The sequence below is a fragment of the Bradyrhizobium sp. U531 genome (genome assembly GCF_051710265.1).
Classification (GTDB): domain Bacteria; phylum Pseudomonadota; class Alphaproteobacteria; order Rhizobiales; family Xanthobacteraceae; genus Bradyrhizobium.
Genome location: NZ_JASVEN010000005.1, coordinates 459,062 through 481,885 on the forward strand (window position 1 = coordinate 459,062; position 22,824 = coordinate 481,885).

The window sequence follows — 22,824 nt, forward strand, 5'->3', positions numbered from 1 at the left end:
CTGAGCGGCAAGGTGCGCCGCGAAGCAAGCCTGAAGCACCGATGCCTCTCCGGCGTCATGGCCGGGCTTGTCCCGGCCATCCACGCCTAGCCGCACGGGACCAAGAACGTGGATGCCCGGGACAAGCCCGGGCATGACGGAGGGTGCTTCACGGATTCTGCGGCGTCAGCACCAAGGGCGGCTTCGGCTTGGTCCTTGCGGGCGGCGGCCCCGGGGCAGGCCTCACATCGATGGCCGGCGGCAGCGGCGCGAGTTGCTGGCTGGCGAGCGGAGGACTTGCAAGCGGAGGACTTGGCGCGGCGGGAGCGGCCTGCGGGGCCTTCGGCGTCGGCGCGGCCTTCGGCTTTGGCGGCGCGCGGCGCGGATCCTGGCCCGGCAGCGGCACATTGGCGGGCGCCTGCTCGGGCGCAAGCTCCGGCGACACCAATGTCGGCAGCGCGGCGGTCGCCGGCGGCGGCTCGCCGCGCTCGATCGCATCCAGCCGGCGCGTCTCGCGGTCGATCGTGCGCACCGCGAGCCACGAGGACAGCGGCGCAAGATCGATGGTGCGATTGAGCCTGTCGGGGGGACCCGCCGCGAACAGCTGGATCTCCGGCGGCGCGCCGGAGAGGCCGGTCATGATCGGCGTCAGGCTGGCGCGGATGTCGGCCTGGTCGGCGGGAATGTCGTAGCCGCCGGAGACGATGGCACGGGCGTTCTTCGCTTCCAGCGGCGTCGCGCCGACACGCAGGCGTCCGTCGCGGATCGTGAAGGGGATCTGCGCCGAGGCCACCGCAATCGGCGCGGCGGCAAGCGCCGGCTCGACCAGCTGCCGCAGGCGGTTGTCGTCTGCGACCTGGCCGCCGTCGCTGGCGCGGATCGCGATCTCGAAGGCGCGCGGATTGAGGCCGCTGATCTCGGCGGCGTCCAGCGTCACCGTACCGTTGCCGGCGAGCGCGCCGGTGAGCGCCGCGACGCTGCGGCCCTGGCTGGTCAGTGCCGTCTGCACCGAGACGCGGCCCTTGGGCAGCGCGAGGTCGCGATAGCGCAGCGTCGCCGCATCGACATTGCTGAGCTCGATGCGCGTGTTCAAGGCAAGGCCGCCCGCGCCATTGCGCGCGTCGAAGCTCGCCGACATCTCGCCGCCGCCGATCGCGCCCTTGAGTCCGTCGAGCGCGAGCGACTGGCTGTCGCTCCTTATCGTGCCGCCGAACTGGCGCAGCTCGAGGCCGCCGGGCAGCATCCCGCGCAAGGCCTGGAACGCGACCCGGCCGCGCCAGCCCGTGACGAGCCCTGCGCTCAGCGGCTCGCCCGTATCATGCCCGGCCGCGCCGATCGCCATCGCGAGCGCCGGCGCGAGATCGAGCGTATCGAGGCCGACTTCGCCGTCCACGCTCCTGTCCTGATCGAGCGTCACCGCCAGATGGCCGCGCAGATGCGAGCCGGCCGCGTTGCCGTCGAGATCGTCGAAGCTCAGGCGATTGCCCGTCAGCGTAAGGCGTGAGGACAGGCTGACATTCTGGGCCGATTTGTCGGTCAGGCTGGTGCCGAGCAGCGGCGCGAGATTGACGCTGCGCACGCGCAGGTTCACGCTGCCCTTCGGTTCCGACAATTCGACACTGCCCTGCGCGTCCGCATCGAGCCCGCCGCCGCTGAGCTTTGCGTTCAATTGCAACGGCTTCCGCCAGGAACCGGTCAGCTTGCCCTCGAACTGCGAAGCGCCCTCGCCCGCGGCCACCATGCGATCGAGCCCGAGCAGCGCCAGCAGCGCGCCGGCCTGCGGCGTCGAGACTTTCGACTCCAGCGTGAAGTCGCTGTTGCGCAGGCGGTCGAGATCGATGCCGCCAATCGCGGCCGCCGGCGTCTGCGCGGCCAGCGTCGCGGTCGCCTTGAGCTGCGGTGCGTCGAGCTCCAGCACGGCGCGGGCGTTGCTGCGGTCGGCATGCTCGGCATTCTTGTCGAGGCTGAGATCGAGCTTGAGGCGCGTCGCCCCGGGCAGCGACGGCATGGCATCGAAACGCGCCCGCACCGAAGGCGCGAACGGCTCGAGCAGCGCGGTGAGCTCGCGTAGCGAGCTGGCGGAGGATTTCAGCGCGAGCTTGCCGGTGACCTTGGCGCGATCGAAGCTGCCGCTCGCCTCGGTGGTGACGCCGCCGGCCTGGCCGAAGCGCAGCTGCTCCAGCGACAGCGATGCCGGGCCGTAGCCGAGCTTCGCCGCGAACGGCCGCAGCTCCTGGCCGGCGGAGATCGCGCGGCCGATATCGAGCGAGAGTTTTGCTTCCTCCGGCCATTCGCCTTGTGGGCCGCCAAGCGCACGCACGAAGCTCGCGGCAGCATCGAGGTCGAGCCGGTCCGCCCTCAGGTCGGCGTCGATCCGCGAGCCCTTGCTCGCGCCCGTTTGCACGAAAGCGATGCGGCCCTCGACGGTGCCGCCTTCGATGTCGGCCTTCAGCTTGTCGACGGCCAGATGATTGGCGGCGATCGTGACGTCGCCGGCGAGGCGTAGCGGCCGCGTGCTGCGGCGGTTGATCTCGCTGCGGCCCTGGAGCCAGGCCACGAGCGTATCGGGGTCGGAGGATTCGACGCTGAGGCGGCCGCTGAAACTGTCGGCACCCGGGGTCGCGCCGTTGAGCGAGAGCTGCGTCATGCCGGGCGCGCGCAGCTCCAGCCGCTGGAAGGTCCAGGATCGTCCGTCGGTCTGCAGCTCGGCCGTGATGTTCTGCAGCGGACGGCCGCCGAGCATGATCTGGTCGGAGTTGAACTCGATCTGCGCCGGGATCGGCGCCTGCGGAATGGCGGCAAGCCCCGCCCGCAGCGCCGGCAGGATGCGCAGCGGCTCGGCATCGTTCTTATCCGTATTCTTGGCCGTCAGCTTGTCGGCATCGACCTGGCGGGCCGAGAGCACCGCGCGCAACAGCGGCGAGGCACCGAACCTGAGGTCGCCGACGCCGCCGAGCTTGAGCGCGGTGTCCTCGGGACCGAAGCTTGCGTCGACCTGCTCGAACTTGGCACCGGCCGGATCGGCCTTGAGCTTGGTCGCGAGCTTCCAGGGTGTCGGCCCCGCCTCGCCCGCCTTCTTCGGCGGCGGCACCGCCAGCGTCAGAGCGCCGTCGAATTTCGGCAGGCGATTGTCGAAGGCGAGCACGCCTTCGAGATCGGCGAGGATGGCGCGCTCGCCGGGATCGATGTTGAGGTGAAGGCGGGTGGCGCTGCCGTCGGCGCTCGGTCCGGACGAGACCCGAAACGGATAACGCACCCCATTGGCGCTGAAGCTGCCGTCGCCGCGCACCGAGCCCGCGAGCGAGCGGACGTCGCCGGAGAAGGCGATGTCGTTCAGCTCCAGCGTCGAGCGGCTGGCGGCATCGTGCAGGGCGATGCGGCCGGTGAGATTGACCCGCTCGATGGCGAGCGAAGCCAGATTGAAGGTGCCGCTCGCGGTGGAGGGCAGATCGACCCGCCCGCGCGAATCGAGGCCGAGATCCACCGCCATACCGCCGACCGACAGCTCGGTGGCGCGCCATTCACCGCGCATCAGGGAGCTCAGGCTGAACTCGACATCGAGCTTGTCGGCGCGCAGGCGGCCGAGATCGTTGTTGCCGCCGAAGGTGACCTGGCGCAGCCTCAAGGTCGGCGCCGGCAGCAGCCGCGCGTCGAGCTCACCCGCGACCCGCACCGGTACGCCGATGATCTTGCCCGCCTCTGCCTCGAACTGGGGCCTGAACTGGTTCCAGTCGACGTAGTAAGGCCCGATCAGCGCGGCCAGCAGCGCAATGATGAAGGCAATCGCCAATCCGAGCAGCGTCGTCTGCACGGGTCTCCCCTCGGCCAAACCGGTACCCGGACCAAACCCTGGCCTTCGTGGACTTCAGGCGTGCCGGAACACTCCCTTATATAAGGGGAAGTGTGGCGAAGTCACAGCGACTGTTGCGCGCGGAGGTTAATGCCGGGGCCGCCTCACCAGCTCGCCGGCAGCCGCTTCAGGCCGCGCAGCACGAAGGTCGGCCGCCATTCCGGGTTTTCGACGTCGTCGATGCGCAGGTCAGGCAGCCGCCGCAGCAGGGTGGCGATGGCGATCTCGGCCTCGATGCGCGCCAATTGGGCACCCAGGCAGAAATGGATGCCGCCGCCGAACGACAGCGGTTTCACGTTCTGGCGGGTGACGTCGAGCCGGTCGGGCCAATCAGGATAGACGGCCGGATCGCGGTTGGCCGAGCCGAGCAGGCACAGCACAGTCTCCCCCTTGGGAATCCGCTTGCCGCCGAGATCCTCGATATCCTCCAGCGCGACGCGGCCGGTCATCTGCACCGAGGAATCGTAGCGCAGGAATTCCTCGATCGCGCCTTCCATCAGCTCGGGGCGCGCCTTGAGCAGCGCCAGCTGGTCCGGGTTGCGGTGAAGCGCCAGAAGACCGTTGCCGATCAAATTGACGGTGGTCTCGTGGCCGGCGCCGAACAGCAGGATGATGTTGGCGGTCAGCTCCTCGTTGGTGAGCTTGTTGCCGTCCTCCTCGGCCTGCACCAGCTGGGTGGTGAGATCGTCTCCGGGATTCTTGCGGCGCAGCTCGAACAGCTGCTGGAAATACATCTGCGCCATCAGGTTGCCGTCGTTGCCCTTCTTGATCTCCTCCGGCGTGAGGGGCACGGGGTCGAGCAGCCGGCCGCCGTCGCGCGAACTCTTGTAGAAGACCTCGCGATGATCCTCTGGGATGCCGAGCATCTCGCAGATGATGGTGACGGGCAGGCGGAAGGCGAAATCCTCGATCAGGTCCATGTAGCCGCGGTCGATCACGGCATCGATCGCCTGGTCGACGATCTCCTGGATGCGGGGACGCATGTCCTCGACCCGGCGCGCGGTGAAGGCCTTCACGACGAGGCCGCGCAGGCGGGTGTGGTCCGGCGGATCGGCCTGCAGCATCCAATGGCTCATGCTGCGGAACACCGGCTCGTCCATGATCTTGTCGCCGTAGCGGCGCTTGGAGCGCTCGACGTAATCCTTGCCGAAGCGCTTGTCGCGCATGACCAGGGTGACATCGGCGTGGCGGCTGGCGACGAAATGGCCGAACGGCGTCACGTGGATCGGGTCGCTCGTGCGCAGCCGGTCGTAATGCGGATAGGGATCGCGGATGAAGTCCGGCGAGAGCGGGTTGAACAGCGGCGCGCCGCCGGCGCCTTGCACGTGCTCGTTCATGGTGACCTCAAATCGGTTGCCGCAATCTCTTGCCACATGACACGAATACGCCGAGCGCAGCCCCACTGCCCGGCGTAACCATCCCTGAATTTATAAACTCGATACATTGTTGTATCGAGTTGCATTCTGCCCTAACCTCGTCCGATGTCAAGGGTGAGAACCAGGCCGACCAGGGACGATACGCGCGACAAATTGTTCGAGGCGGCGGCCCGGGTGTTCGAGGAGGACGGCATCGGCGGCGCCAGCATCGAGGCGATCGCGGCGGCGGCGGGCTTCACCCGCGGCGCGTTCTACTCGAACTTCAAGAGCAAGGACGAGCTGATCATCGCCATGCTCGAGGACCATGTCGAGCAATCGATCCGGCGCAACATGGACATCCTCGCCGAGCACGACAATCTCGACGACTTCATCGCCGCGCTGAAATCGATGGACCGCACGCGGCAGGATCCGCTCGGCCGTTCGCCGCTCCTGCACATGGAGATGATCCTGTTCGTCGCCCGCGCCGAGAAGCGCCGGCCGGACCTCGCCAAACGCCTGCGCGCGCGCCGCAAGCTGGTCGCCGACATCGTCGAGGCCACGCTGAAGAGCAACGGCAGGAACGACAATCTGAACCCGCCCTGGATGGCCTCCGTCGTGCTGGCACTGGAGGACGGCTTTCGCCTGCACCGGCTGATCGACCCCGAGACGACGCCGGCCGACAGCTTTTTGCGCGCGATTACGGATTTGCGGCGAAGGACGGGGCTGGCGGGGGAGTGACGTGAGCGTCCAGACCGCGAAGCTTCGACGCGTGGCTACGCCGACTTCCTCACCGCCCCCCCGCCCGCCGGCCTGACCTCCAGCCGTCCCAGCATCGCCCTCGCCTGCTCGGCGCAGTGCTCGATCAGCCAGCGCTCGAATGCGACGGGTGCCAGCGCCGGCGCGTAGAGGAAGCCTTGCACGACGTCGCAGCCGAGGTCGGCCAGCGTCTTGCGCTGTCCTTCAGTCTCGACGCCTTCGGCGATGACGGTCATGCCGAGGCCCTGGCCGACGCGCACCACGGCGGTGGCGATGGCAAGCGCGCCAGCATCCTTCTCGATGTCGCGCATAAAACTGCGGTCGATCTTGAGCTCGCGGATCGGCAGATGGGCGAGCCGGCTGAGGCTCGAATAGCCGGTGCCGAAATCGTCCACCGCCAGCCCGATGCCGAGCTCGCGGATCGCGTTCATCGTCTCCAGCGCGGCGACGCTGTCCTGCATGAAAGCGCCTTCGGTGATCTCGAGCATCAGGACATCCGCCGGCAGATCGTATTCGGCGAGGATGTCCTTGAGCCGCGCGGCCAGCGTGACGTTGCGGAAATTGATCGGCGACAGGTTCACCGACACGGACGGGATATTGAGCCCGGCGCTACGCCAGCTCGCCATCTGCCGGCAGGCCTCGCGCACCGACCAAAGGCCGATCTGCTCGATCAGGCCGCACTCCTCGGCGAGCGGGATGAACTTCGCCGGCGAGACGTCGCCCAGCACGGCATCATGCCAGCGCGACAGCGCCTCGACGCCGTGGATCGCGCCGTCGCAGCTGCGGATTTGCGGCTGATAGCTGAGGGTCAGCGCGCCTTCCGCGATCGCGCGGCGGAGCGCGGCGATCAGCGCCAGTCGCTGCTCGGTGAGCCCGTTCATCTCAGAGCTGAAGATGCGATGGGTCGAGCGGCCCGCCTGCTTGGCCATGTACATGGCGGCGTCGGCCTGCTGCATCAGGGTGTCGATGTCAGTCGCATGATCGGGATAGAGGCTGATGCCGATGCTGGCCGACATCGGCATCAGCTTCGAACCGAGCCGCAAGGGCGCGGCCAGTGCCTCGGTGATCCCGGCTGCGATGCGCTCGGCGCTTTCGGCGTTGCGCTGCGGCAGCAGGACGACGAATTCGTCGCCGCCGAGCCGTCCCAGCATGTCCTCGGGGCCGATCTGCTCGCGCAGGCGCTGGGCGAGCTGGATCAGGAGCTCGTCGCCGGCGGCATGACCGAGCGTGTCGTTGACGTCCTTGAAATGATCGACGTCGAGGAAGGCCAGCGCGACATGACTGCCGGTCGGGCAGGCATCGATCGCCGTGGTGATCAGGTTGCGCAGCTGCGCGCGGTTCGGCAGGCCGGTGAGGATGTCGTGATAGGCGAGCCGCGCAATCTCGGCGCGCGCCTCCTTGCGCTCGATCGCGAAGGCGCCGAGGTTGACGCAGGCGTCGACGATGCGCCGGTGCCAGTTGCTCGGCGCGCGGGGCTCGCGATAGTAGAAGGCGAAGGTGGCGATGACCCGGCCGTCCTTGGCCTTGACCGGCGTCGACCAGCAGGCGCGCAGGCCGATCGCGAGCGGCATCGCCTTGTAGGGCTGCCAGCGCGGGTCGGTCTCGAGATCGGTCGCCAGCACCGGCTCGCCGTAGAAGGCCGCGGTTCCGCAAGAGCCGACATTGGGGCCAATCGCAACACCGTCGAGCGCGCGAGAGTAGTCCGCAGGCAGAGAGGGACCGCCGAGCGGGTGAATCACGCCGGCGGCATCGACGTGGAGCAGCGAGCAGACGACGTCGGGCGCGATCTCCTCGACGCGCCGGCAGAGCCGGTCGGCGATGTCGGTGATCGGAACTTCGTCCGCGAGCGAGCCCATGATGAGCTGCTGCAGCGAGCGCAGCTGCTTGGTTTCGGTGATGTCCTCGAGCAGCGCGAAGATGTGCTTGACCCGGCCCTTCTTGTCGCGGAACGCGTCGAGCCGGGCGCAGACCCAGATCTCCTCGCCGTCCTTGTCGTAGGCCAGCACTTCGGTTTCGCCGCGGCGGCCGCCATGCAACAGGCGCTGGACCAGCCTCGCGACCGCCTTGCGGTCGGTGTGGCAGCCGGCGATCAGCTCGCCCGCCCTGCGGCCCTCGGCTTCGATGCTGGTGTATCCGAACAGCGTCGTGAAGGCCGAGTTGACGTAGACGATGTTCTGCTCGGTGTCGGTGATGATCACCGCCCGGTTGGTCTGATCGGAGACGGCGTGAAGAAGCCCGATCCTGACGCGGCGCTCGGCCTCGCCGGTGACATCGCGCGCAAACACGAGACGGTAGGTCGCGCCGTTGCGCACGACGGACGACACCGATATGGCCGCACGGATCCGGCTGCCGTCCTGCCGCACGAGGCTGATCTCGTCGCGGAACTCGGCGCCCGGCTCGGCCTGAAGGCATTTGAGCGTGAGAATGCCGACATCTCCGCCGAGCACGTCGGCGCGGGCCAGCCTCCAGATCTGCTCGGCCGCGGCATTGAAGTGGACGATGCGGCCGTCCTCGGTGACGATGACGACAGCGTCGTCCGCCTGATCGAGCGCAGCCAACAGGACTTCCGGCATTTCGATCGCGGGGCAATCGGGAGCGGACATCATTCGACCCAGGAACATCTCACGGATATGACGATGTCACGAGCCTAGCGCCGCGGTGGTGTCCAAGACGTTCGCGTCCTCCGGTAGCAAATTACCAAGGCGCCGGATGCTTAAGATTGCGCGAAGAAGTGCGACGGCATTTGGCAGGAGATTCTACCGGCCTGTTCCGCCGGTTCCCGACGAAGGCTTTGGCAGCCGGCCGGCAACGGCCCGTACCTTGCCCGGCGATGCCTGCCAGATCGAGAGCGCCGACAATCCGCTCACGACCATCGCGATGCCGAAGGCGAGCGTGTAGTCGCCGGCGCGGTCATAGAGCAAACCGGTCACCCACGGTCCGGCCGCACCACCCGCCAGCGCCGCCAGCATGATCGTGCCGAAAATGCTGCCCTGGTGCTTGCCCTGGAAAATCTCGAACACCACCGCGCCCATGATCGAGGTGAGGCCGTAGCCGAGCGCGCCCTGCGCGAACACCATGACGTAGACCAGCCAGAACGAGGGTTGGTACTTCAAGGCGATCAGCGCGGCGAAGCAGATGACGAAACCCGCGCAGCTGATCGCCCAGACCCATTCGCGTCCGATGCGGTCGGAGACATGACCGAGCACGATCTGGCCGGGAATGCCGAGCAGGCTGACGATGCCGAGCGCCCACACCGCGACAGACGCGCTGAAGCCGATATCGAGCAGGAACTTGGTTTGATGCACCTGCACCGCGTACCAGATGTACAGGCCGCAGAAATAGCCGACCGCGATCCACCAGAAGCGCGCGGTGGCGACGGCGCGCTTCAGCGTCCAGTCGGTGTTGACCCAAACGGGATCGACGATGTTGGAGATCGGTGCGGCGCCGCCCGCAGCCGGCGCGGCATCGCCGTCCGGTTCGAGGCCGATGTCCTGCGGGCGCTTGTGCAGCAGTAAATTGACCGGCGCCAGCACGATGAGGATGAGCAGGCCCATCGCGGTGCAGGCGGTGCGCCAGCCGGTCTGCTCGATCATGTGCTGCACCCATGGCAGCAGCGTCACCGAGCCGATACCGACGCCGGCGAACGCGATGCCGATGGCAAAGCCCCGCTTGCGGATGAACCAGTTCGGCAGGAACAGCGACTGGCCGGAATAGCCGAGACACACCGAGCCGGCTCCGACCATAACGCCGATGGTGACATAGAGATGCCAAGGCGTGCTGGTGAGCGGCGCAAGCAGCAACCCGCCGCCCATCAGCGCCACACCGAGCTCCATCACCGCGCGCGGACCGGCGCGGTCCATCAGGCGGCCGATCAGCGGGCTGACCACCCCCGACACCACGAAGCCGAAGGAGAAAGCACCCGCGGTGACGCCGCGCTCCCAGCCGAATTCGGAGATGATGGGCGGAAAGAACAGAGAGAAGGCGGTACGCGCGTTGACGCCGATGGCCATGGTGACGAAGGTCACGGCGACCACGACCCAGCCGTAAAAAAACGGAAGCCGCATGATGTGATTGTTTCATCCCTAGATGGTTCTACCGACCATCCGGGACCGTCCGGGTCAAGCGATTTTCCGCGCGTCTCGCTCTGCCGCGGGGCTCACGTGATGGCCAAATGTTTCCGCATCGTCATGGCCGGGCTTCCCGGCCATCCACGTCTTGCGACGCGAGAGACAAAGAACGTGGATGCCCGGGCCTTCGCCGCGCCGGAGCGGCTTCGGCCGCGCAAGCGGGACAAGCCCGGGCATGACGACCTCAAGGACCAAAGAGGAGACGCCCGCTCAGGCGGCGTCGCGCCGCGAGGGCTTGACCGGCGCATCGAACAGGATGCGCTCGATCGGCTGCGGGCGACCGAACAGATAGCCTTGCGCGAAATTGACGCCGAGCGCCTTCAGCCGCTCGTATTCTTCGCGGGTTTCGACGCCCTCGGCGGTGACCGACATGTCGAGCCCGCGCGCCAGGGTCACGATCGACGAGATGATCGCGGAAGAGCGCGGCTGATGCGTGAGGTTGCGGATGAAGGATTTGTCGATCTTGATCTTGTCAAACGGAAACGCCGTCAGATAGCTCAGCGACGAATAGCCAGTGCCGAAATCGTCCAGCGCGAGCTCGATGCCGAGCTGCTTCAGGCGCTGCATGAAGGCGAGGTTCTCGCTGCCGCGTTCCAGCAGCACGGATTCCGTGATTTCGATCTCCAGCCGTTGCGGCGACAGTCCGGAATCGGTGAGCGCCGCGCAGATCATTTCGAACAGCTCGGCCTCCTTGAACTGGATCGGCGACAGATTGACGGCGACCGCAAGGTCCGCCGGCCAGTTGGCCGCATCCGCGCAGGCGCGCCGCAACACGAATTCGCCGAGCGGCACGATCAGCCCGGTCTCCTCGGCCAGCGAGATGAACTGGTCCGGCGGGATCAGGCCGCGAGTCGGATGCCGCCAGCGCACCAGCGCCTCGAAGCCGCGCCGCGCGCCGCTGAGCGCGTCGATGAACGGCTGGTAATGCACCTCCAGCTGGCACTGCGCGATGGCGTCGCGCAGATCGCCCTCCAGCGTGTTGCGGGCCTCGAGCTCGGCCGACATCGCTTCGTCGTAGATGGTGAAGCAGTTGCGGCCCGCCGATTTCGATCGATAGAGCGCAAGGTCCGCCTTTTTCAGGAGCTGCTCCTGATCGCTGCCGTGGTCCGGCGCGATGGCGATGCCGATGCTGGTGCCGATCTCGACGCGGTGGCCAGGCAGCAGGAACGGTTCGGTCAGGAGCTTGGCGATCCGCGCCGCAAGCTCCGTTGAGCAGGCGCGCTGATCCGAACCGGCTTCCTGAATGATGGCGAACTCGTCGCCGCCGAGCCGCGCCAGCACGTCATTGGCGCGCACGGTGGATTTCAGCCGTTCCGCCACCTGGCGCAACAGCGCATCGCCGGCGCCGTGGCCGAGGGAATCGTTGACGTTCTTGAAGCGGTCGAGGTCGAGCATCAGGATCGCGAATGGCAGGCCGCGGACGCCGAGCTGGCTGTTCATCTCGTCGAGCCGGGTCAGGAAGAAGGCGCGGTTCGGCAACCCGGTCAGGATGTCGGTCTGGGCGAGCTCGAGCACGCGCCGGTTGGCCAGCGACAGCCGCCGCGAGTTGCGGCTCGCCAGCATGAGATAGGTCGACAGCGACAGCGTCAGCAGCATGCCGACGACCAGCACCGCGCCGGCGCGATCATAGGTCGTCTCCAGCGGACCGCCGGCGGTCGGGACCGCCCGCACCTGCCAGTCGGTATCGCCGATCCTGAGACTGCCCGACCAATGCAGCGCCCGCGCGACATCGCGCATCGACTGCGGCACGGTGGCCGCCGAGGAATAATCCGGCAGCATCTGCTCCAGGCTGACGATCTGCGCCGTGAAGGGCGGATAGACATTCATGCTGACCGCCGGGCTTGCACCCGTGGTCACGCGAATGGCCTGGATCAGCAGCGGCAGGTCGAAGATGCCGACCACGAAGCCTGCGAGATTGCGGCGCCGGTCCGCGACCGTCTCGCGCGACGTTCCCTTGGCGTAGACCGGAACGGCAACGAGGACGTCGGGCATCCGCCCGCCATTGTACGGCTCGAACAGGCGCGTGCGAATGGCCGCGACCTTGTCGCTGTCGCGCGCGCGCTCGAGGACAGTGCGGCGCTCCGGAACGGAGGTGTAATCCATGCCGTAGACCGGCGAGGTCTTCGGCTGGGTGGAGTAGAACACCGGAAAATATTCATCGCTCTGCGGTGCCGTCGCGAAGCTCTCGCCCTGCAGCGACTTGATGCGATAGCCGGAGACGCCGTCGGTGATCGCCGCCGTCTCGTATTCGCTGCGTTCCTTGCGGTTGACGCGCGGCAGCCAGGCAATGCGCAGCATGCCGGGATGGCGCTCGAACAGGCGGGCGCTGAAGGTCTCGAACTCGCTGCGGGTGACCTCGTCGTTGGTCGATTCGAACAGCGTGCGCAGCGCGACCAGCCTGGAGATGTACTCGCCCATGCCGTTCTGCATGACGATCGCTTCGGTTTCGGCCGCGTTCTCGAACTCGATCCTGTTGACGCGATCCTCCCACCGCGCCACGGCGGCCGCGCCCACGATCGAGAAGAGCAGGCCCACGGCGACAGCAACGAGCGCAGGGCGATAGAGCCCGAGCAGCGGCGCGGCACGCCACCATCCGGTCTTACGCCTCCGATCCTGATCGTTCTGATCGCGATCGCCCATCTTGAAAGCCGCCGTCCCCTCTTCGCGACGAACCGAACCTCTGGTTGAGGTACCGGCGGGGCTATCGGAACAAGACCGCGGTTAAGAACTGCACAATTTCGGAACCGGACCGTTCCGCAACGCACGGGTTAGTTAATGAAGTGCGCGAATGTCGCAGCAGAGTGGAAACAAGTTGCAGGTTTTGCCCGGAGTACTACGGCCCTCCAGTTCGATGCCGCTTAGCGAGCTATTCAGCCTCCCAGGGATATGTTGCATCAGGTTTCCTCCAGCACTCCAACAAGATCGCCCGATGTCTCGATTTCGATCAGCGAGATCCGTCGTCCTCAGCATCGCTTTGCTGGCCGGGGCGATGCTGCCGGCGCAAGGCGGCGAGGCCGGCGTCAGCGATGATGCGATCCTGTTCGGCCAGGCCGCCGCGCTGGAAGGCCCCTCCTCCGCGCTCGGGCAACGCATGCGGCAAGGCATCGTCGCCGCGTTCACCGAGGTCAACGCCAAGGGCGGCGTTCACGGCCGCAAGCTCCAGCTCATCAGCCGCGACGACGGCTACGACCCCGACCGTTCGGTGGCGCAGACGCTGCATTTGATCGACGACGACAAGGTGTTCGCGTTGATCGGCGCGGTGGGCACGCCAACCGCGATGGCGACGATCCCGATCACCAGCTCCAGGAACGTTCCCTTCATCGGCCCGTTCAGCGGCGCCGAATTCCTGCGCGACCTCGAGCTTGCGAACGTCATCAACATCCGCGCGAGCTATGGAGCGGAAGCCGAAGCGTGGATCAAGCACCTCACCGAGGACCGCCATTTCACCCGCATCGCCATCTTCTATCAGGACGATTCCTTCGGCCGCGACGGCCTTGCCGGCGTCAAGCTCGCGCTCGCCAAGCGCGGCCTCGAGCTCGCCGCCGAGGGTACGTTCGAGCGCAACACGCGCGCGGTCACGGCCGCCTGGCGGATGATCAAGCGTGCCGAACCCGAGGCCGTCGTGATGGTCGGGACCTACGGGCCGTGCGCGGAGTTCATCAAGCTCGCACATCGCAACGGCTTCAACCCGACCTTCGTCAACATCTCCTTCGTCGGCGCCAACGCGCTCGCCAAGGAGCTCGGCCCGGACGGCGAAGGCGTCATTGTCTCCCAGGTGGTGCCGTTTCCGTGGGACCGCTCACTCAAGCTCGTCGCCGACTACCAGGCGGCGCAGAAGGCATTCGATCCGACGCTGACGCCGGACTTCGTGTCGCTGGAAGGCTATCTCTCGGGCCGCCTCGCGGCCGCGGCGCTGGAAAGAGCCGGCCCGCAGCCGACCCGCGCGAGCCTGCTGCGCGCCGTCAACGAGATCGGCCGCTTCGACATCAGCGGCAGCACCGTCACCGTCGGCGTGCGCATGTTCGACACGCCGCCCAAGGTCTACCTGACGGTGATCCAGAAAGACGGAACGTTCAAGGCGGTGGACCGGCTCTAAGGCCGCCGCGTCCAGCGGTCGGCGTTCGCCGCGCCTGGCGGCACTTCGCCCCTCACGATCGCCTCGACCTGCCGCACCGTCTCCAGCGACTGGTATTCGATCGCCTGCGGCGTCAACCCGCCGACATGCGGCGTCGCGATGACGTTGGGCAGCTTCGCCAACTCCGGCGTCGGCATCTGGTCGGGCGCGCGGCCGACGTCCATTGCGGCGCCGGCGATGCGGTTCTCGCGCAGGGCGCGCGCGAGCGCAGCTTCATCGACGAGATTGCCGCGCGAGAGGTTGATGAAGACGGCATGTCTCTGCATCCGCGCCAGCGCGGCTTCGCCGATCAGATTTTCGGTCTGCTCATTGGCAATCGCAAGGCAGACCACGTAATCCGATGCGGTCAGCAGTTCGTCGAGGCCGACCTGCCGGATCGCCGCGTCGCCGACATTTGCGAAGGGATCAGCGACCAGCACCTCCATGCGCATCACCTTGGCGATCTCGGCCAGATAGCGCCCGATGCTGCCATAGCCGATGATGCCGATCCTGCTGCCGGCGAGCTGACGGCCCATCCGCGCCTCCGGCTTGCGGCCGGCCTGGTAGTCCGCCGTGGCGCGCGAGACGCCGCGGGAGAGATCGACCATGTAGCCGAGCGCGAGCTCGGCGACCGCCTGCACGAACCCTGGACCTGCGCGGGTCACCAGCACGCCGGCCCCTGATGCCGCGTCCACATCGACGTTGCGGATGTCGACGGCACAGCGGACGAAGGCCCGCAGGTGCGGCAGTTGCGAGAAGATCTCGCCGCGCCCTTCCGTCATGCGATCGGCGACGATGATGTCGGCATCCTGCGCGGCGCGCACGAGGCTAGCGGCATCGAGCGTCTCGTCGCTCTCGTGCAGAATCACCTCGGCCGCCGCGCGCAGGCCATTGAGGCTGCGATCGCCATAATAATTGCGCCGCATCTCGGGGGTGTGCGCGAGCAGGACCTTCACGGCAAGACTCCTTCAGTAGCCGAATGCCCGCGGCAGCGCGGTCGACAGCCATGGCACGAAGGCGATGACGAGCAGGCAGAGGAACAGCAAGCCGAGATAGCCCATGATCGGCTTCACCGTCTGCTCGATCGGCACGTTGCCGATCAGGCAGGCGCCATAAAGCCCGAGCCCGAGCGGCGGCGCGAACAGGCCGATGCCCATGGCGATGACGAGGACGACGCCGAAATGCAGGGGATCGACGCCGAGCTGCACCGCGACCGGCAGCAGCAGCGGCCCGAAGATGATCAGCGCGGCCGCGCCTTCCAGCACCGAGCCCATCACGATCAGCACGGCGATCGCCAACAGGATGAACAGCCAGACGCCCGAAGTCTTGGACAGCCCCAGCATGAAGTCGCCGACTGCGTGCGGCACCTGCTGCAGGGTCAGCGTAAACGCGAGCGATTGCGCGGCCGCAACGATGAACAGCACGAGACCGGCGCGCGTCGCGGCCTGCACGAAACTGTGCGCGGCCGATCTGAAGCCGAGTTCGCGGAACACCACGCTGCCGACGATGATCGCATAGGCCACGGCGAAGGCCGAGATCTCGGTTGCGGTGGCAAAGCCGCTCTTGAAGCCGAAGAAGATCATGAAGATCAGGCCGAACGAGGCGATCGCCCCGCTCCACAGGCCGGACACCGGCATCTGCGGCGCGACGTCCTCGGCGTCCGCCGGCCGCTTGCCGAAGATGATGGACACCGCGATCAGCACCGCCGCCATCAACGCCGCCGGCAGCAGGCCGGCGACGAACAGGCCGCCGATCGACAAATTGGCGACAAAGCCCAGAATGATCAGGTTGATGCAGGGCGGGATCGTCTCCGCCATCACCGCGGAGGCCGCAAGCAGCGCCACCGCGCCGCCGGGATTCTGCTTCGAGCGCCGTGCGGCCGGGATCAGCACCGAGCCGACCGCGGCAACGTCCGCCATCTTCGAGCCCGAGATGCCCGAGAACAACACCATGGAAGCGACCATCACGACGTTCAGCCCGCCGCGCATGCGCCCCACCCCGCGCTGCAGCAGCTCGATCAGACGCACCGACATGCCGTTGGCTTCCATGAGGTAGCCGACGAGGATGAAGAAGGGGATCGCCAGCAGCACGAAATTGTCGATGCCGCGGGCCATCTGCTGGGCGAAGATGACGCCGGGCAGCGCCCCCTCGACCCAGATGAAGATCAGCGCGGCGAGCGCCAGCGCAAAGCCGATCGGCAAGCCGCCGAACAGGGTGGCGAAGAAGCCGACCAGCATCAGGACGCCGGCCGACGGCACCGAGGACGGCGACAAATAATCCCAGGCCATATAAAGGCCGCTCACCACGATGATCGCAACGAGCCCCCTGAAGATCTCGGGTAACGGCCTTGCGCAGAGATGGTCGATCGCAAACACCGTCATGAACAGCGCGCCGATGCCCATCGGATAGAAGGTCAACTCCAGCGGCAGCCCGGAACCGGTCGTCTGCCCCGCCGTCAGCGCACCCAGCTTGACGGCGTTGTAGGCGACGTAGCCGGAGATCAGCACGATCAGCAATGCGCTGGCGGCATCGACCAATGCACGCGACCGCACCGGCAGGAGATCGCGGAAGAAGGAAACACCGACATTCTCGCCGCGCGCGAGCGCGCTCGCGGCGCCGAAGAAGGCCGACCCGACCATCAGCCCGCGCGCGACGTCGTCCGACCATTCGACCGGCGCGTTGAAGAAGAAGCGCAGCAGCACGGAGACGCAGACCACCACGAGATCGGCGGCGAGCAGGACGGCCGCGATCCCATCGCTGAGGCGAAGCAGCAGGGCGATGCTGCCATGGCGGCCGCCCGAGACGGGAACGGCGGCTGTGATCGTCATCTCAGGCTTGCGTCGCGCGGATGATGTCGATGACGGCCTTGGATTCGGGCCGCGCCTTGATGAAGTTCTCGATCTGCGGCGCGACGCGCTTCTTGAAGGCCTCGCGGTCGCATTCGGCGACCGTCACGCCCTTCTCGGTCAGCGCCGCCAGCGCTTCCTTCTCGACCGCAAGACCATGGGCCCGGGTGTCGACCGCGGCCTTCCTGGCCGCGTCGAGGAAGCCCTCGCGCAGTTTCGGATCCATGCGGTTGTAGGTCATGTCGCTGAAATAGACTGCGAGCGGCGAGAAATTGTGCTGGGTCAGCGCATAGAATTTCGCGGTTTCGAAGAACTTGCTGGCGAGGATGGTCGGCGGATCATGCTCGAGACCGTCGAGCACGCCGGCCTGCAGGGCCGTGTAGATCTCGCCGAACGCCAGCGGCGTTGCGGCGGCACCCATCAGGCGCAGGCATTCGGTGATGACGGGATTGGGCAGCGTCCTGATCTTGAGGCCGGCGAGATCCTCAGGCGTCTTCACCGGCTTCTTCGCCAGCACGCTGCGCGAGCCGAAATTATAGGCCCAGGCGATGATGCGGATATTGCCGCCCTTGAGCAGCGCGTCCTCGATCGGCTTGGCGGCGCCGGCGTCGAACGCCTTGGTCTGCTGCGGGAAGCTCGAGAACAGAAAGCCGAGATCATAGGTGCCGACCAGCGGCACGAGGTTCGCCGAGATCGAGGAACCCGACACCATGAGGTCGATGACGCCGAGCTTCACCGAGTTGATGACGTCGATCTCCTGGCCGAGCTGATTGTCGGGGAAGAAAGCGACCTCGACCTGCTCACCGAGCCCGTTCGCCTTCAGGCTCTTGACCAGATTGTCGTAGTAGACGCGGCCGTTGGCGAATTTGGGATCGTTCGGCAGGGAGGAGGAACATTTCAGCTTCAGCGTCGCCGCCTCGGCGCGGCCGATGATCGCGGGAGAGAGCACGAGGCCGGCACCAACCGCCGCCGATGACTTGATGAACGCGCGACGGTTCACGGGCACGATGGTCATGGTGCGGCTTCTCCCACTTTATTTTTTGTACGCCGCGGTCGTTGCCGCAGCCTGTTGCCCGAACTCTATGGCCAAAGCGACGGCACAGGCAAGCGCGGCGGCCGGCCGCCGGCGAACGGCGCGGCGCGCGCAGGGGTCAGTCTGCACGCACAGCTGAACGACGGGGATTCCCTTGGGATTTGCGATGAAGAACGACCTGCGCCGACATCCGCACAGCGAGCGTTGTCGTGCAAAAGACGACATCAATCCATTTGGTGCATGGATCAATGCGCAATTCACATGGATGAGCACGGAGCGACATCATCCGGCTCCGGCAGACAGCCTGCCCCATTTTGCCGCAGCCGAACCGTGATTTAGGGCACAGACAGACTCATGGCGGCCCCCTAGAAAAAGTGGCATCATCGCACGCATTGCCGATGGAGGTGACACCATGCGCCGCCCAGTCTTTTCCAGTCTATTTCTAGCCTCCGGCCTTGTTGCCCTCACCCAGTTCATGACCCCCACCGAGGCCGCGGCCGAAGCGCGGCTTGCGCTGGTGATCGGCCAGTCCGCCTATCGCACCGTGCCCGAGCTGCCCAACGCCGCCAACGACGCCAAGGGCATGACGGAACTGCTCGGCAATGCCGGCTTCAACGTCACCACGGCGGCCAATCTGGCGCAGAGCGAGATGCGCGCGGCGATCTCGGATTTCGCCGGCAAGGTCAGCGCCAGCGGCGCCGACACCGTCGCGCTGGTGTTCTATGCCGGCCACGGCCTGCAGATCGACGGCGAGAATTATCTCGTGCCGGTCGATCTCGATCCCAAGCGCGAGGCCGACATTCCGCTCCAGGGCGTGCGGCTGAACGATCTGCTCAACACGCTCGGCGCGCTGCCGACGCGGGCGCGCATCTTCATGCTCGATGCCTGCCGCAACAACCCGTTCCCGGCGCTCAGCGGCACCGGCCACGGGCTTGCGATCGTCGACACCAAGGCCGGCGCGCCGGGCTCCTTCATCTCCTATTCGACCTCGCCCGGCGCCGAAGCCGAAGACGGCAATGGCCTCGATAGCCCCTACACCACGGCGGCGCTGACCGTCGCCAAGCAGCCCAATCTGCCGATCGAGGAGGTGTTCAAGCGCATTCGCGTCGCCGTCGCGCAATCGACGGACGGACGGCAGATTCCCTGGGAAAGCTCCTCGCTGACCACCGACTTCAAGTTCTTCGGCGAGAGCAGCGGCAGCACGCCCGCCGTTCCCGGCGCATCCGCGATGGCGCTCGCCAGCGGCACGCGCAGCGTCGATGACTGGCGCAAGACCTTGCAGGGCAAGCCCGCCACGGCTGCCTATGAGCTCGTGATCACCGACGACACCGTGGAGGCGTATCAGGCCTATATCGAGCTGTACGCACAGGACACCCGGACGCCGCGCGTGCGCACCGTTCTGGAACGGCGGCGCCAGATGCTGGCCTGGGAGCGCGCCACCGCGATCAACACTCGCGCCTCGTTCGAGGCCTATCTCGCCAATTGGGACAACAGCGACCTCGCCGCGACGGCGCGCCGGCTGCTGCTGCGCGTGCAGAACCGCAATTACGGCGTGCCTGTCGCCGCCGTGGCGACCCCGGTCGCCGTCGCGATGGCCCCGACCTGCCCCTGCTCGACGCCGTCCGCGCCGGCATCACCGGTCAATCCGAGCGTCGCGCCCGTGATCAAGAAGCGTGTCGACGACACGCCGCCCAAGCGCAAGGTGGTCGAGACGCCGCCCAAGCGCCGCCCACCGCCCGAGGAAGTTGTCGTCTACGAACGTGCCCCACCGCCCCCGCCCGTAGGTGTCGGCATCGGGATCGGAATCGGCGTAGGCCGCGGCGGCTACGGCGGAGGCTATGGCGGCGGTGGCTATAACGGTCCTGCCCGCGGCGATTACCGCAGGTACTGATCCGCCCCAACACCATCCCATCGGCTCGCGCTAACGCGCGAGCCGATTTTATTGCGCCAGCGCCGGATGGTCGCGCTGGACGGCCTCGCGGACCCAGCCGGCCTGGATCGCGCGAAACAGGATCTGCGCCGTCTTGAGATCGCTCGCCTTCATGCAGAGATCGACGATGCGGCGCACCGCATCGTCGCGCATCAGCTCGTCGGACATCTTCATCGCGATCTCCATCGCGACGCGAGCGGCACGGTCGTAGCGCTCGCGCTGGCCGGGCTGCGCAGAACCTGTCGCACTGGCGGCAGCGGCATCGCAGATCGCACGGATGCGCTCGGCGGCTTCGATGTCGCCGAGCGGTGCGTCGATCGCTTCGTCCCAGATATCCTGTCGCGTCTTGCGCGCGAACCAGCGCATTGCCCGCTCCGTAGCTGATGGAGCGAGCATAAAGGGCGCCTACGCTGCGCGCTACGCCTCCGGAACGATCTTGCCGGGGTTGAGGATGTTGAGCGGATCGAGCGCCTGCTTCAGCGCGCGCATGGCCTCGATCGCCTCGGGGCCGAGTTCCGCCTTGAGGTATTTCTGCTTGCCCTGGCCGATGCCGTGCTCGCCGGTGCAGGTGCCGTCCATCGCCTGCGCACGCTCGACGAGGCGGTGCATGAACTCCTCGCCGCGCGCCATCTCGGCGGCGTCGTTGGTGTCGCAGACCAGCGAGCAATGGAAATTGCCGTCGCCGACATGGCCGACGATCGGCGACAGCAAATTGAGGCGCTTGAGATCCTCCTCGGTCTCGCTGACGCAATCGGCGAGCCGCGAGATCGGCACGCAGACGTCGGTCGCGACCACGCCGATGCTGTCGCCGGGGCGCAGCGCCTTCACGGACCAATAGGCGTCATGCCGGGCCTGCCACAGCTTGGTGCGGTCCTCGGGCTTGGTAGTCCAGGAGAAATCGCCGCCGCCGCACTCCCTCGCGATCTCGCCAAAGGCCTTGGACTGCTCGGCGACCTCGACTTCGCTGCCGTGGAATTCCATCAGCAGCAGCGGCGTCTCGGGCAGCGTCAGCTTGGAATAGGCGTTGCAGGCCTTCACCTGCGCGGCGTTGAGCAGCTCGATGCGCGCCACGGGAATGCCGGTCTGGATCGCGAGGATGACGGCCTGACAGGCCCCGTGCACGGTCTCGAACGACACCGCGCCGGCGGCGATGGTGTCGGGAATGCCGCGGAGCCGAATGGTCAGCTCGGAAATGATGCCGAGCGTGCCTTCGGCGCCGACGAACAGATGCGTCAGGTCATAGCCCGCGGACGACTTCTTGGCGCGCGTGCCCGTCGTGATGATCTCGCCGTCGCCGCGCACCACTTTCAGCGCCAGCACGCTGTCGCGCATGGTGCCGTAGCGCACCGCGTTGGTGCCGGAGGCGCGGGTCGAGGCCATGCCGCCGAGCGAGGCATCGGCGCCAGGATCGATCGGGAAGAACAGGCCCTGGTCGCGCAGATGCTCGTTGAGCGCCTTGCGGGTGACGCCGGGCTGGATCACGCAGTCGAGGTCCTCGGCATGCACCGCGAGCACCTTGTTCATGTCGCGCAGGTCGATCGAGATACCGCCGGCGGGCGCATTGACCTGGCCCTCGAGCGAGGTGCCGGTGCCGAACGGAATGACGGGGACGCGGTTTTTGGCGCAGATCCGCACCACATCCTGGATGTCCGCGGTCTCCTGCGCCATCACCACGCCGTCCGGCGGCTGGTTGGGGATCCAGGTGGTGGTATGGCCGTGCTGCTCGCGGACGGCCTGCGAGGTGATCAGGCGGTTGCCGAAGCGTGCGGCAAGCTGCTCCAGCGCGCTCGCGAGGGCTTTCGGCTCCGGCCGCGGCGGATTATTGGTGATGGTCGTACCCACGGAATTCCTCCCGACAGAAGAACCGTGGCAAAGGACATAAAACCGGTCAAGTCAAGCGATCGGACGCATAGCTGGAAGGAAACATGCCGGAGACCGCCGCCTCAACGCCCAAGGCCGAGCCGTTCCGCGCCTCGATCATGCAGATCGAGCCGCAATGGATCGACTATAACGGCCACCTCAACATGGCCTATTACAACGTGATGTTCGACCGCGCGATCGACCAGCTCTGGGGCGAGCTCGGCATCGGGCCGACCTACATGAAGGAGCGCGGCGGCTCGACCTTCACCGCCGAATGCCATGTGCGGTACTTGCGCGAAATCCATCTCGGCGATCCCGTGCAGATCTTCGTCTGGCTGCTGGAAGCCGACGACAAGCGGCTGCATACCTTCGAGGAGCTGCGGCACGCGGGCGAAGGCTGGCTGTCCGCGACGTCGGAAAACATGTCGCTGCACATGGACATGAATGCGCGGCGCGTGGCGCCGTTTCCGCCCGATATCAGGGAGCGCATTGCCGCGGTCACAAAGGCCCACAGCGTCCTGGCGCGGCCTGAGGGCATCGGCCGGAACGTGGCGATGCCCTCGAAGCGGTAGTGAATGATCCGGAAAGCTGCGGCTCTCCGGAGAGATCATGCACCCGATCGGATCGCGCTAGACCCTGTTGCGGCCGCGGGCCAGGCCGACCACGGCCGAGACCAGAAACAGGACGACCGCGATGAAGAAGATGATCTTGGCGATCTCGATGGAAGCGCCGGCGATGCCGCCGAAGCCCAGGATGCCGGCGATCAGTGCGATAACCAGAAACGTCACAACCCAGCCAAGCATGGTCAAACCCTCGTCTTGATGTCTGTCTGCGATCGGCGCGGCTGACCGCGCCACCTGTCCAGACAATCTCGAGGCGGGAACAATGGTTCCGGCCCGCGCCGGGTGGAAATTCGCGGGGCTCGCAGGAACAAATTGGCCCGCCGCGCACGTGGAAAACCCCATTCCGCCGCC

At 66.9% G+C, this 22,824-nt stretch carries 16 protein-coding genes; 5 read left to right on the forward strand and 11 right to left on the reverse strand.

The features are described 5' to 3' along the window. Positions 1-148 precede the first annotated feature (148 nt). Positions 149-3,790, reverse strand: a complete 3,642-nt coding sequence (locus QRQ56_RS24555; RefSeq protein WP_438743578.1) for an AsmA family protein — start codon at positions 3,788-3,790, stop codon at positions 149-151. Between the two features lie 143 nt (positions 3,791-3,933). Continuing rightward, complete coding sequence (locus tag QRQ56_RS24560) at positions 3,934-5,166, reverse strand: cytochrome P450 (protein ID WP_438743580.1); 1,233 nt, start codon at positions 5,164-5,166, stop codon at positions 3,934-3,936. Positions 5,167-5,310: 144 nt separating this feature from the next. Here QRQ56_RS24560 and QRQ56_RS24565 point away from each other — a divergent pair, with 144 nt between their 5' ends. Next, positions 5,311-5,922, forward strand: a complete 612-nt coding sequence (locus QRQ56_RS24565; protein ID WP_438743582.1) for a TetR/AcrR family transcriptional regulator — start codon at positions 5,311-5,313, stop codon at positions 5,920-5,922. A gap of 35 nt (positions 5,923-5,957) precedes the next feature. Here QRQ56_RS24565 and QRQ56_RS24570 read toward each other — a convergent pair whose 3' ends face one another. The 3 genes from QRQ56_RS24570 to QRQ56_RS24580 all read right to left on the reverse strand — a co-directional run bounded on the left by QRQ56_RS24570 (position 5,958) and on the right by QRQ56_RS24580 (position 12,707). Beyond that, entirely contained in the window at positions 5,958-8,543 is a 2,586-nt protein-coding gene (locus tag QRQ56_RS24570) for an EAL domain-containing protein (RefSeq protein WP_438743743.1), read from the reverse strand. 153 nt (positions 8,544-8,696) lie between these two features. After that, a complete protein-coding gene (locus tag QRQ56_RS24575; protein WP_438743583.1) occupies positions 8,697-10,004 on the reverse strand; it encodes an MFS transporter in 1,308 nt (435 codons plus the stop codon). A gap of 273 nt (positions 10,005-10,277) precedes the next feature. Continuing rightward, positions 10,278-12,707 carry a bifunctional diguanylate cyclase/phosphodiesterase gene (locus QRQ56_RS24580; RefSeq protein WP_438743585.1) on the reverse strand — a complete coding sequence of 810 codons (2,430 nt, stop codon included), beginning with the start codon at positions 12,705-12,707 and terminating at the stop codon, positions 10,278-10,280. A 289-nt stretch (positions 12,708-12,996) separates the two neighbouring features. Here QRQ56_RS24580 and QRQ56_RS24585 point away from each other — a divergent pair, with 289 nt between their 5' ends. Beyond that, entirely contained in the window at positions 12,997-14,163 is a 1,167-nt protein-coding gene (locus QRQ56_RS24585) for an ABC transporter substrate-binding protein (RefSeq protein WP_438743587.1), read from the forward strand. Here QRQ56_RS24585 and QRQ56_RS24590 read toward each other — a convergent pair. The 3 genes from QRQ56_RS24590 to QRQ56_RS24600 are packed head-to-tail and all read right to left on the reverse strand — an operon-like array spanning position 14,160 to position 18,042. Beyond that, positions 14,160-15,137, reverse strand: a complete 978-nt coding sequence (locus tag QRQ56_RS24590) for an NAD(P)-dependent oxidoreductase (protein WP_438743588.1) — start codon at positions 15,135-15,137, stop codon at positions 14,160-14,162. The genes QRQ56_RS24585 and QRQ56_RS24590 overlap by 4 nt on opposite strands. Positions 15,138-15,149: 12 nt before the next feature. Then, the gene (locus QRQ56_RS24595) at positions 15,150-17,009 is read right to left on the reverse strand and encodes a TRAP transporter large permease (RefSeq protein ID WP_438743590.1); all 1,860 of its coding nucleotides are present in this window, start codon (positions 17,007-17,009) and stop codon (positions 15,150-15,152) included. A 1-nt stretch (position 17,010) separates the two neighbouring features. Further along, entirely contained in the window at positions 17,011-18,042 is a 1,032-nt protein-coding gene (locus tag QRQ56_RS24600) for a TRAP transporter substrate-binding protein (protein ID WP_438743592.1), read from the reverse strand. A 184-nt stretch (positions 18,043-18,226) separates the two neighbouring features. On the opposite strand from QRQ56_RS24600, the gene QRQ56_RS24605 reads away from it, so the two are divergent. After that, positions 18,227-18,394, forward strand: coding sequence for a hypothetical protein (locus QRQ56_RS24605; RefSeq protein WP_438743593.1), 168 nt, complete (start codon positions 18,227-18,229; stop codon positions 18,392-18,394). Between the two features lie 78 nt (positions 18,395-18,472). Beyond that, the gene (locus tag QRQ56_RS24610) at positions 18,473-19,951 is read left to right on the forward strand and encodes a caspase family protein (protein WP_438743595.1); all 1,479 of its coding nucleotides are present in this window, start codon (positions 18,473-18,475) and stop codon (positions 19,949-19,951) included. Positions 19,952-19,999: 48 nt separating this feature from the next. On the opposite strand, the gene QRQ56_RS24615 is transcribed toward QRQ56_RS24610, so the two are convergent. Then, positions 20,000-20,356 carry a hypothetical protein gene (locus QRQ56_RS24615; RefSeq protein ID WP_438743597.1) on the reverse strand — a complete coding sequence of 119 codons (357 nt, stop codon included), beginning with the start codon at positions 20,354-20,356 and terminating at the stop codon, positions 20,000-20,002. A gap of 51 nt (positions 20,357-20,407) precedes the next feature. Further along, complete coding sequence (locus QRQ56_RS24620; protein ID WP_438743598.1) at positions 20,408-21,832, reverse strand: FAD-binding oxidoreductase; 1,425 nt, start codon at positions 21,830-21,832, stop codon at positions 20,408-20,410. 83 nt (positions 21,833-21,915) lie between these two features. Here QRQ56_RS24620 and QRQ56_RS24625 point away from each other — a divergent pair, with 83 nt between their 5' ends. Then, on the forward strand, positions 21,916-22,422 hold the full coding sequence (locus QRQ56_RS24625; protein ID WP_438743600.1) for a thioesterase family protein: 507 nt from the start codon (positions 21,916-21,918) through the stop codon (positions 22,420-22,422). Between the two features lie 57 nt (positions 22,423-22,479). On the opposite strand, the gene QRQ56_RS24630 is transcribed toward QRQ56_RS24625, so the two are convergent. Further along, positions 22,480-22,653: a DUF1328 domain-containing protein gene (locus QRQ56_RS24630; RefSeq protein ID WP_018319670.1), complete on the reverse strand. Its 174-nt coding sequence runs from the start codon at positions 22,651-22,653 to the stop codon at positions 22,480-22,482. Positions 22,654-22,824 lie beyond the last annotated feature (171 nt).

Excerpts from the sequence above, each read along its gene's own strand:
- QRQ56_RS24570 (WP_438743743.1), bottom strand. The coding sequence starts at position 8,543 with ATGTCCGCTCCCGATTGCCCCGCGATCGAAATGCCGGAAGTCCTGTTG.
- QRQ56_RS24625 (WP_438743600.1), top strand. The coding sequence starts at position 21,916 with ATGCCGGAGACCGCCGCCTCAACGCCCAAGGCCGAGCCGTTCCGCGCC.
- QRQ56_RS24600 (WP_438743592.1), bottom strand. The coding sequence starts at position 18,042 with ATGACCATCGTGCCCGTGAACCGTCGCGCGTTCATCAAGTCATCGGCG.
- QRQ56_RS24585 (WP_438743587.1), top strand. The coding sequence starts at position 12,997 with ATGTCTCGATTTCGATCAGCGAGATCCGTCGTCCTCAGCATCGCTTTG.
- QRQ56_RS24595 (WP_438743590.1), bottom strand. The coding sequence starts at position 17,009 with ATGACGATCACAGCCGCCGTTCCCGTCTCGGGCGGCCGCCATGGCAGC.
- QRQ56_RS24560 (WP_438743580.1), bottom strand. The coding sequence starts at position 5,166 with ATGAACGAGCACGTGCAAGGCGCCGGCGGCGCGCCGCTGTTCAACCCG.
- QRQ56_RS24565 (WP_438743582.1), top strand. The coding sequence starts at position 5,311 with ATGTCAAGGGTGAGAACCAGGCCGACCAGGGACGATACGCGCGACAAA.
- QRQ56_RS24610 (WP_438743595.1), top strand. The coding sequence starts at position 18,473 with ATGCGCCGCCCAGTCTTTTCCAGTCTATTTCTAGCCTCCGGCCTTGTT.
- QRQ56_RS24575 (WP_438743583.1), bottom strand. The coding sequence starts at position 10,004 with ATGCGGCTTCCGTTTTTTTACGGCTGGGTCGTGGTCGCCGTGACCTTC.
- QRQ56_RS24605 (WP_438743593.1), top strand. The coding sequence starts at position 18,227 with ATGAAGAACGACCTGCGCCGACATCCGCACAGCGAGCGTTGTCGTGCA.
- QRQ56_RS24580 (WP_438743585.1), bottom strand. The coding sequence starts at position 12,707 with ATGGGCGATCGCGATCAGAACGATCAGGATCGGAGGCGTAAGACCGGA.
- QRQ56_RS24630 (WP_018319670.1), bottom strand. The coding sequence starts at position 22,653 with ATGCTTGGCTGGGTTGTGACGTTTCTGGTTATCGCACTGATCGCCGGC.
- QRQ56_RS24615 (WP_438743597.1), bottom strand. The coding sequence starts at position 20,356 with ATGCGCTGGTTCGCGCGCAAGACGCGACAGGATATCTGGGACGAAGCG.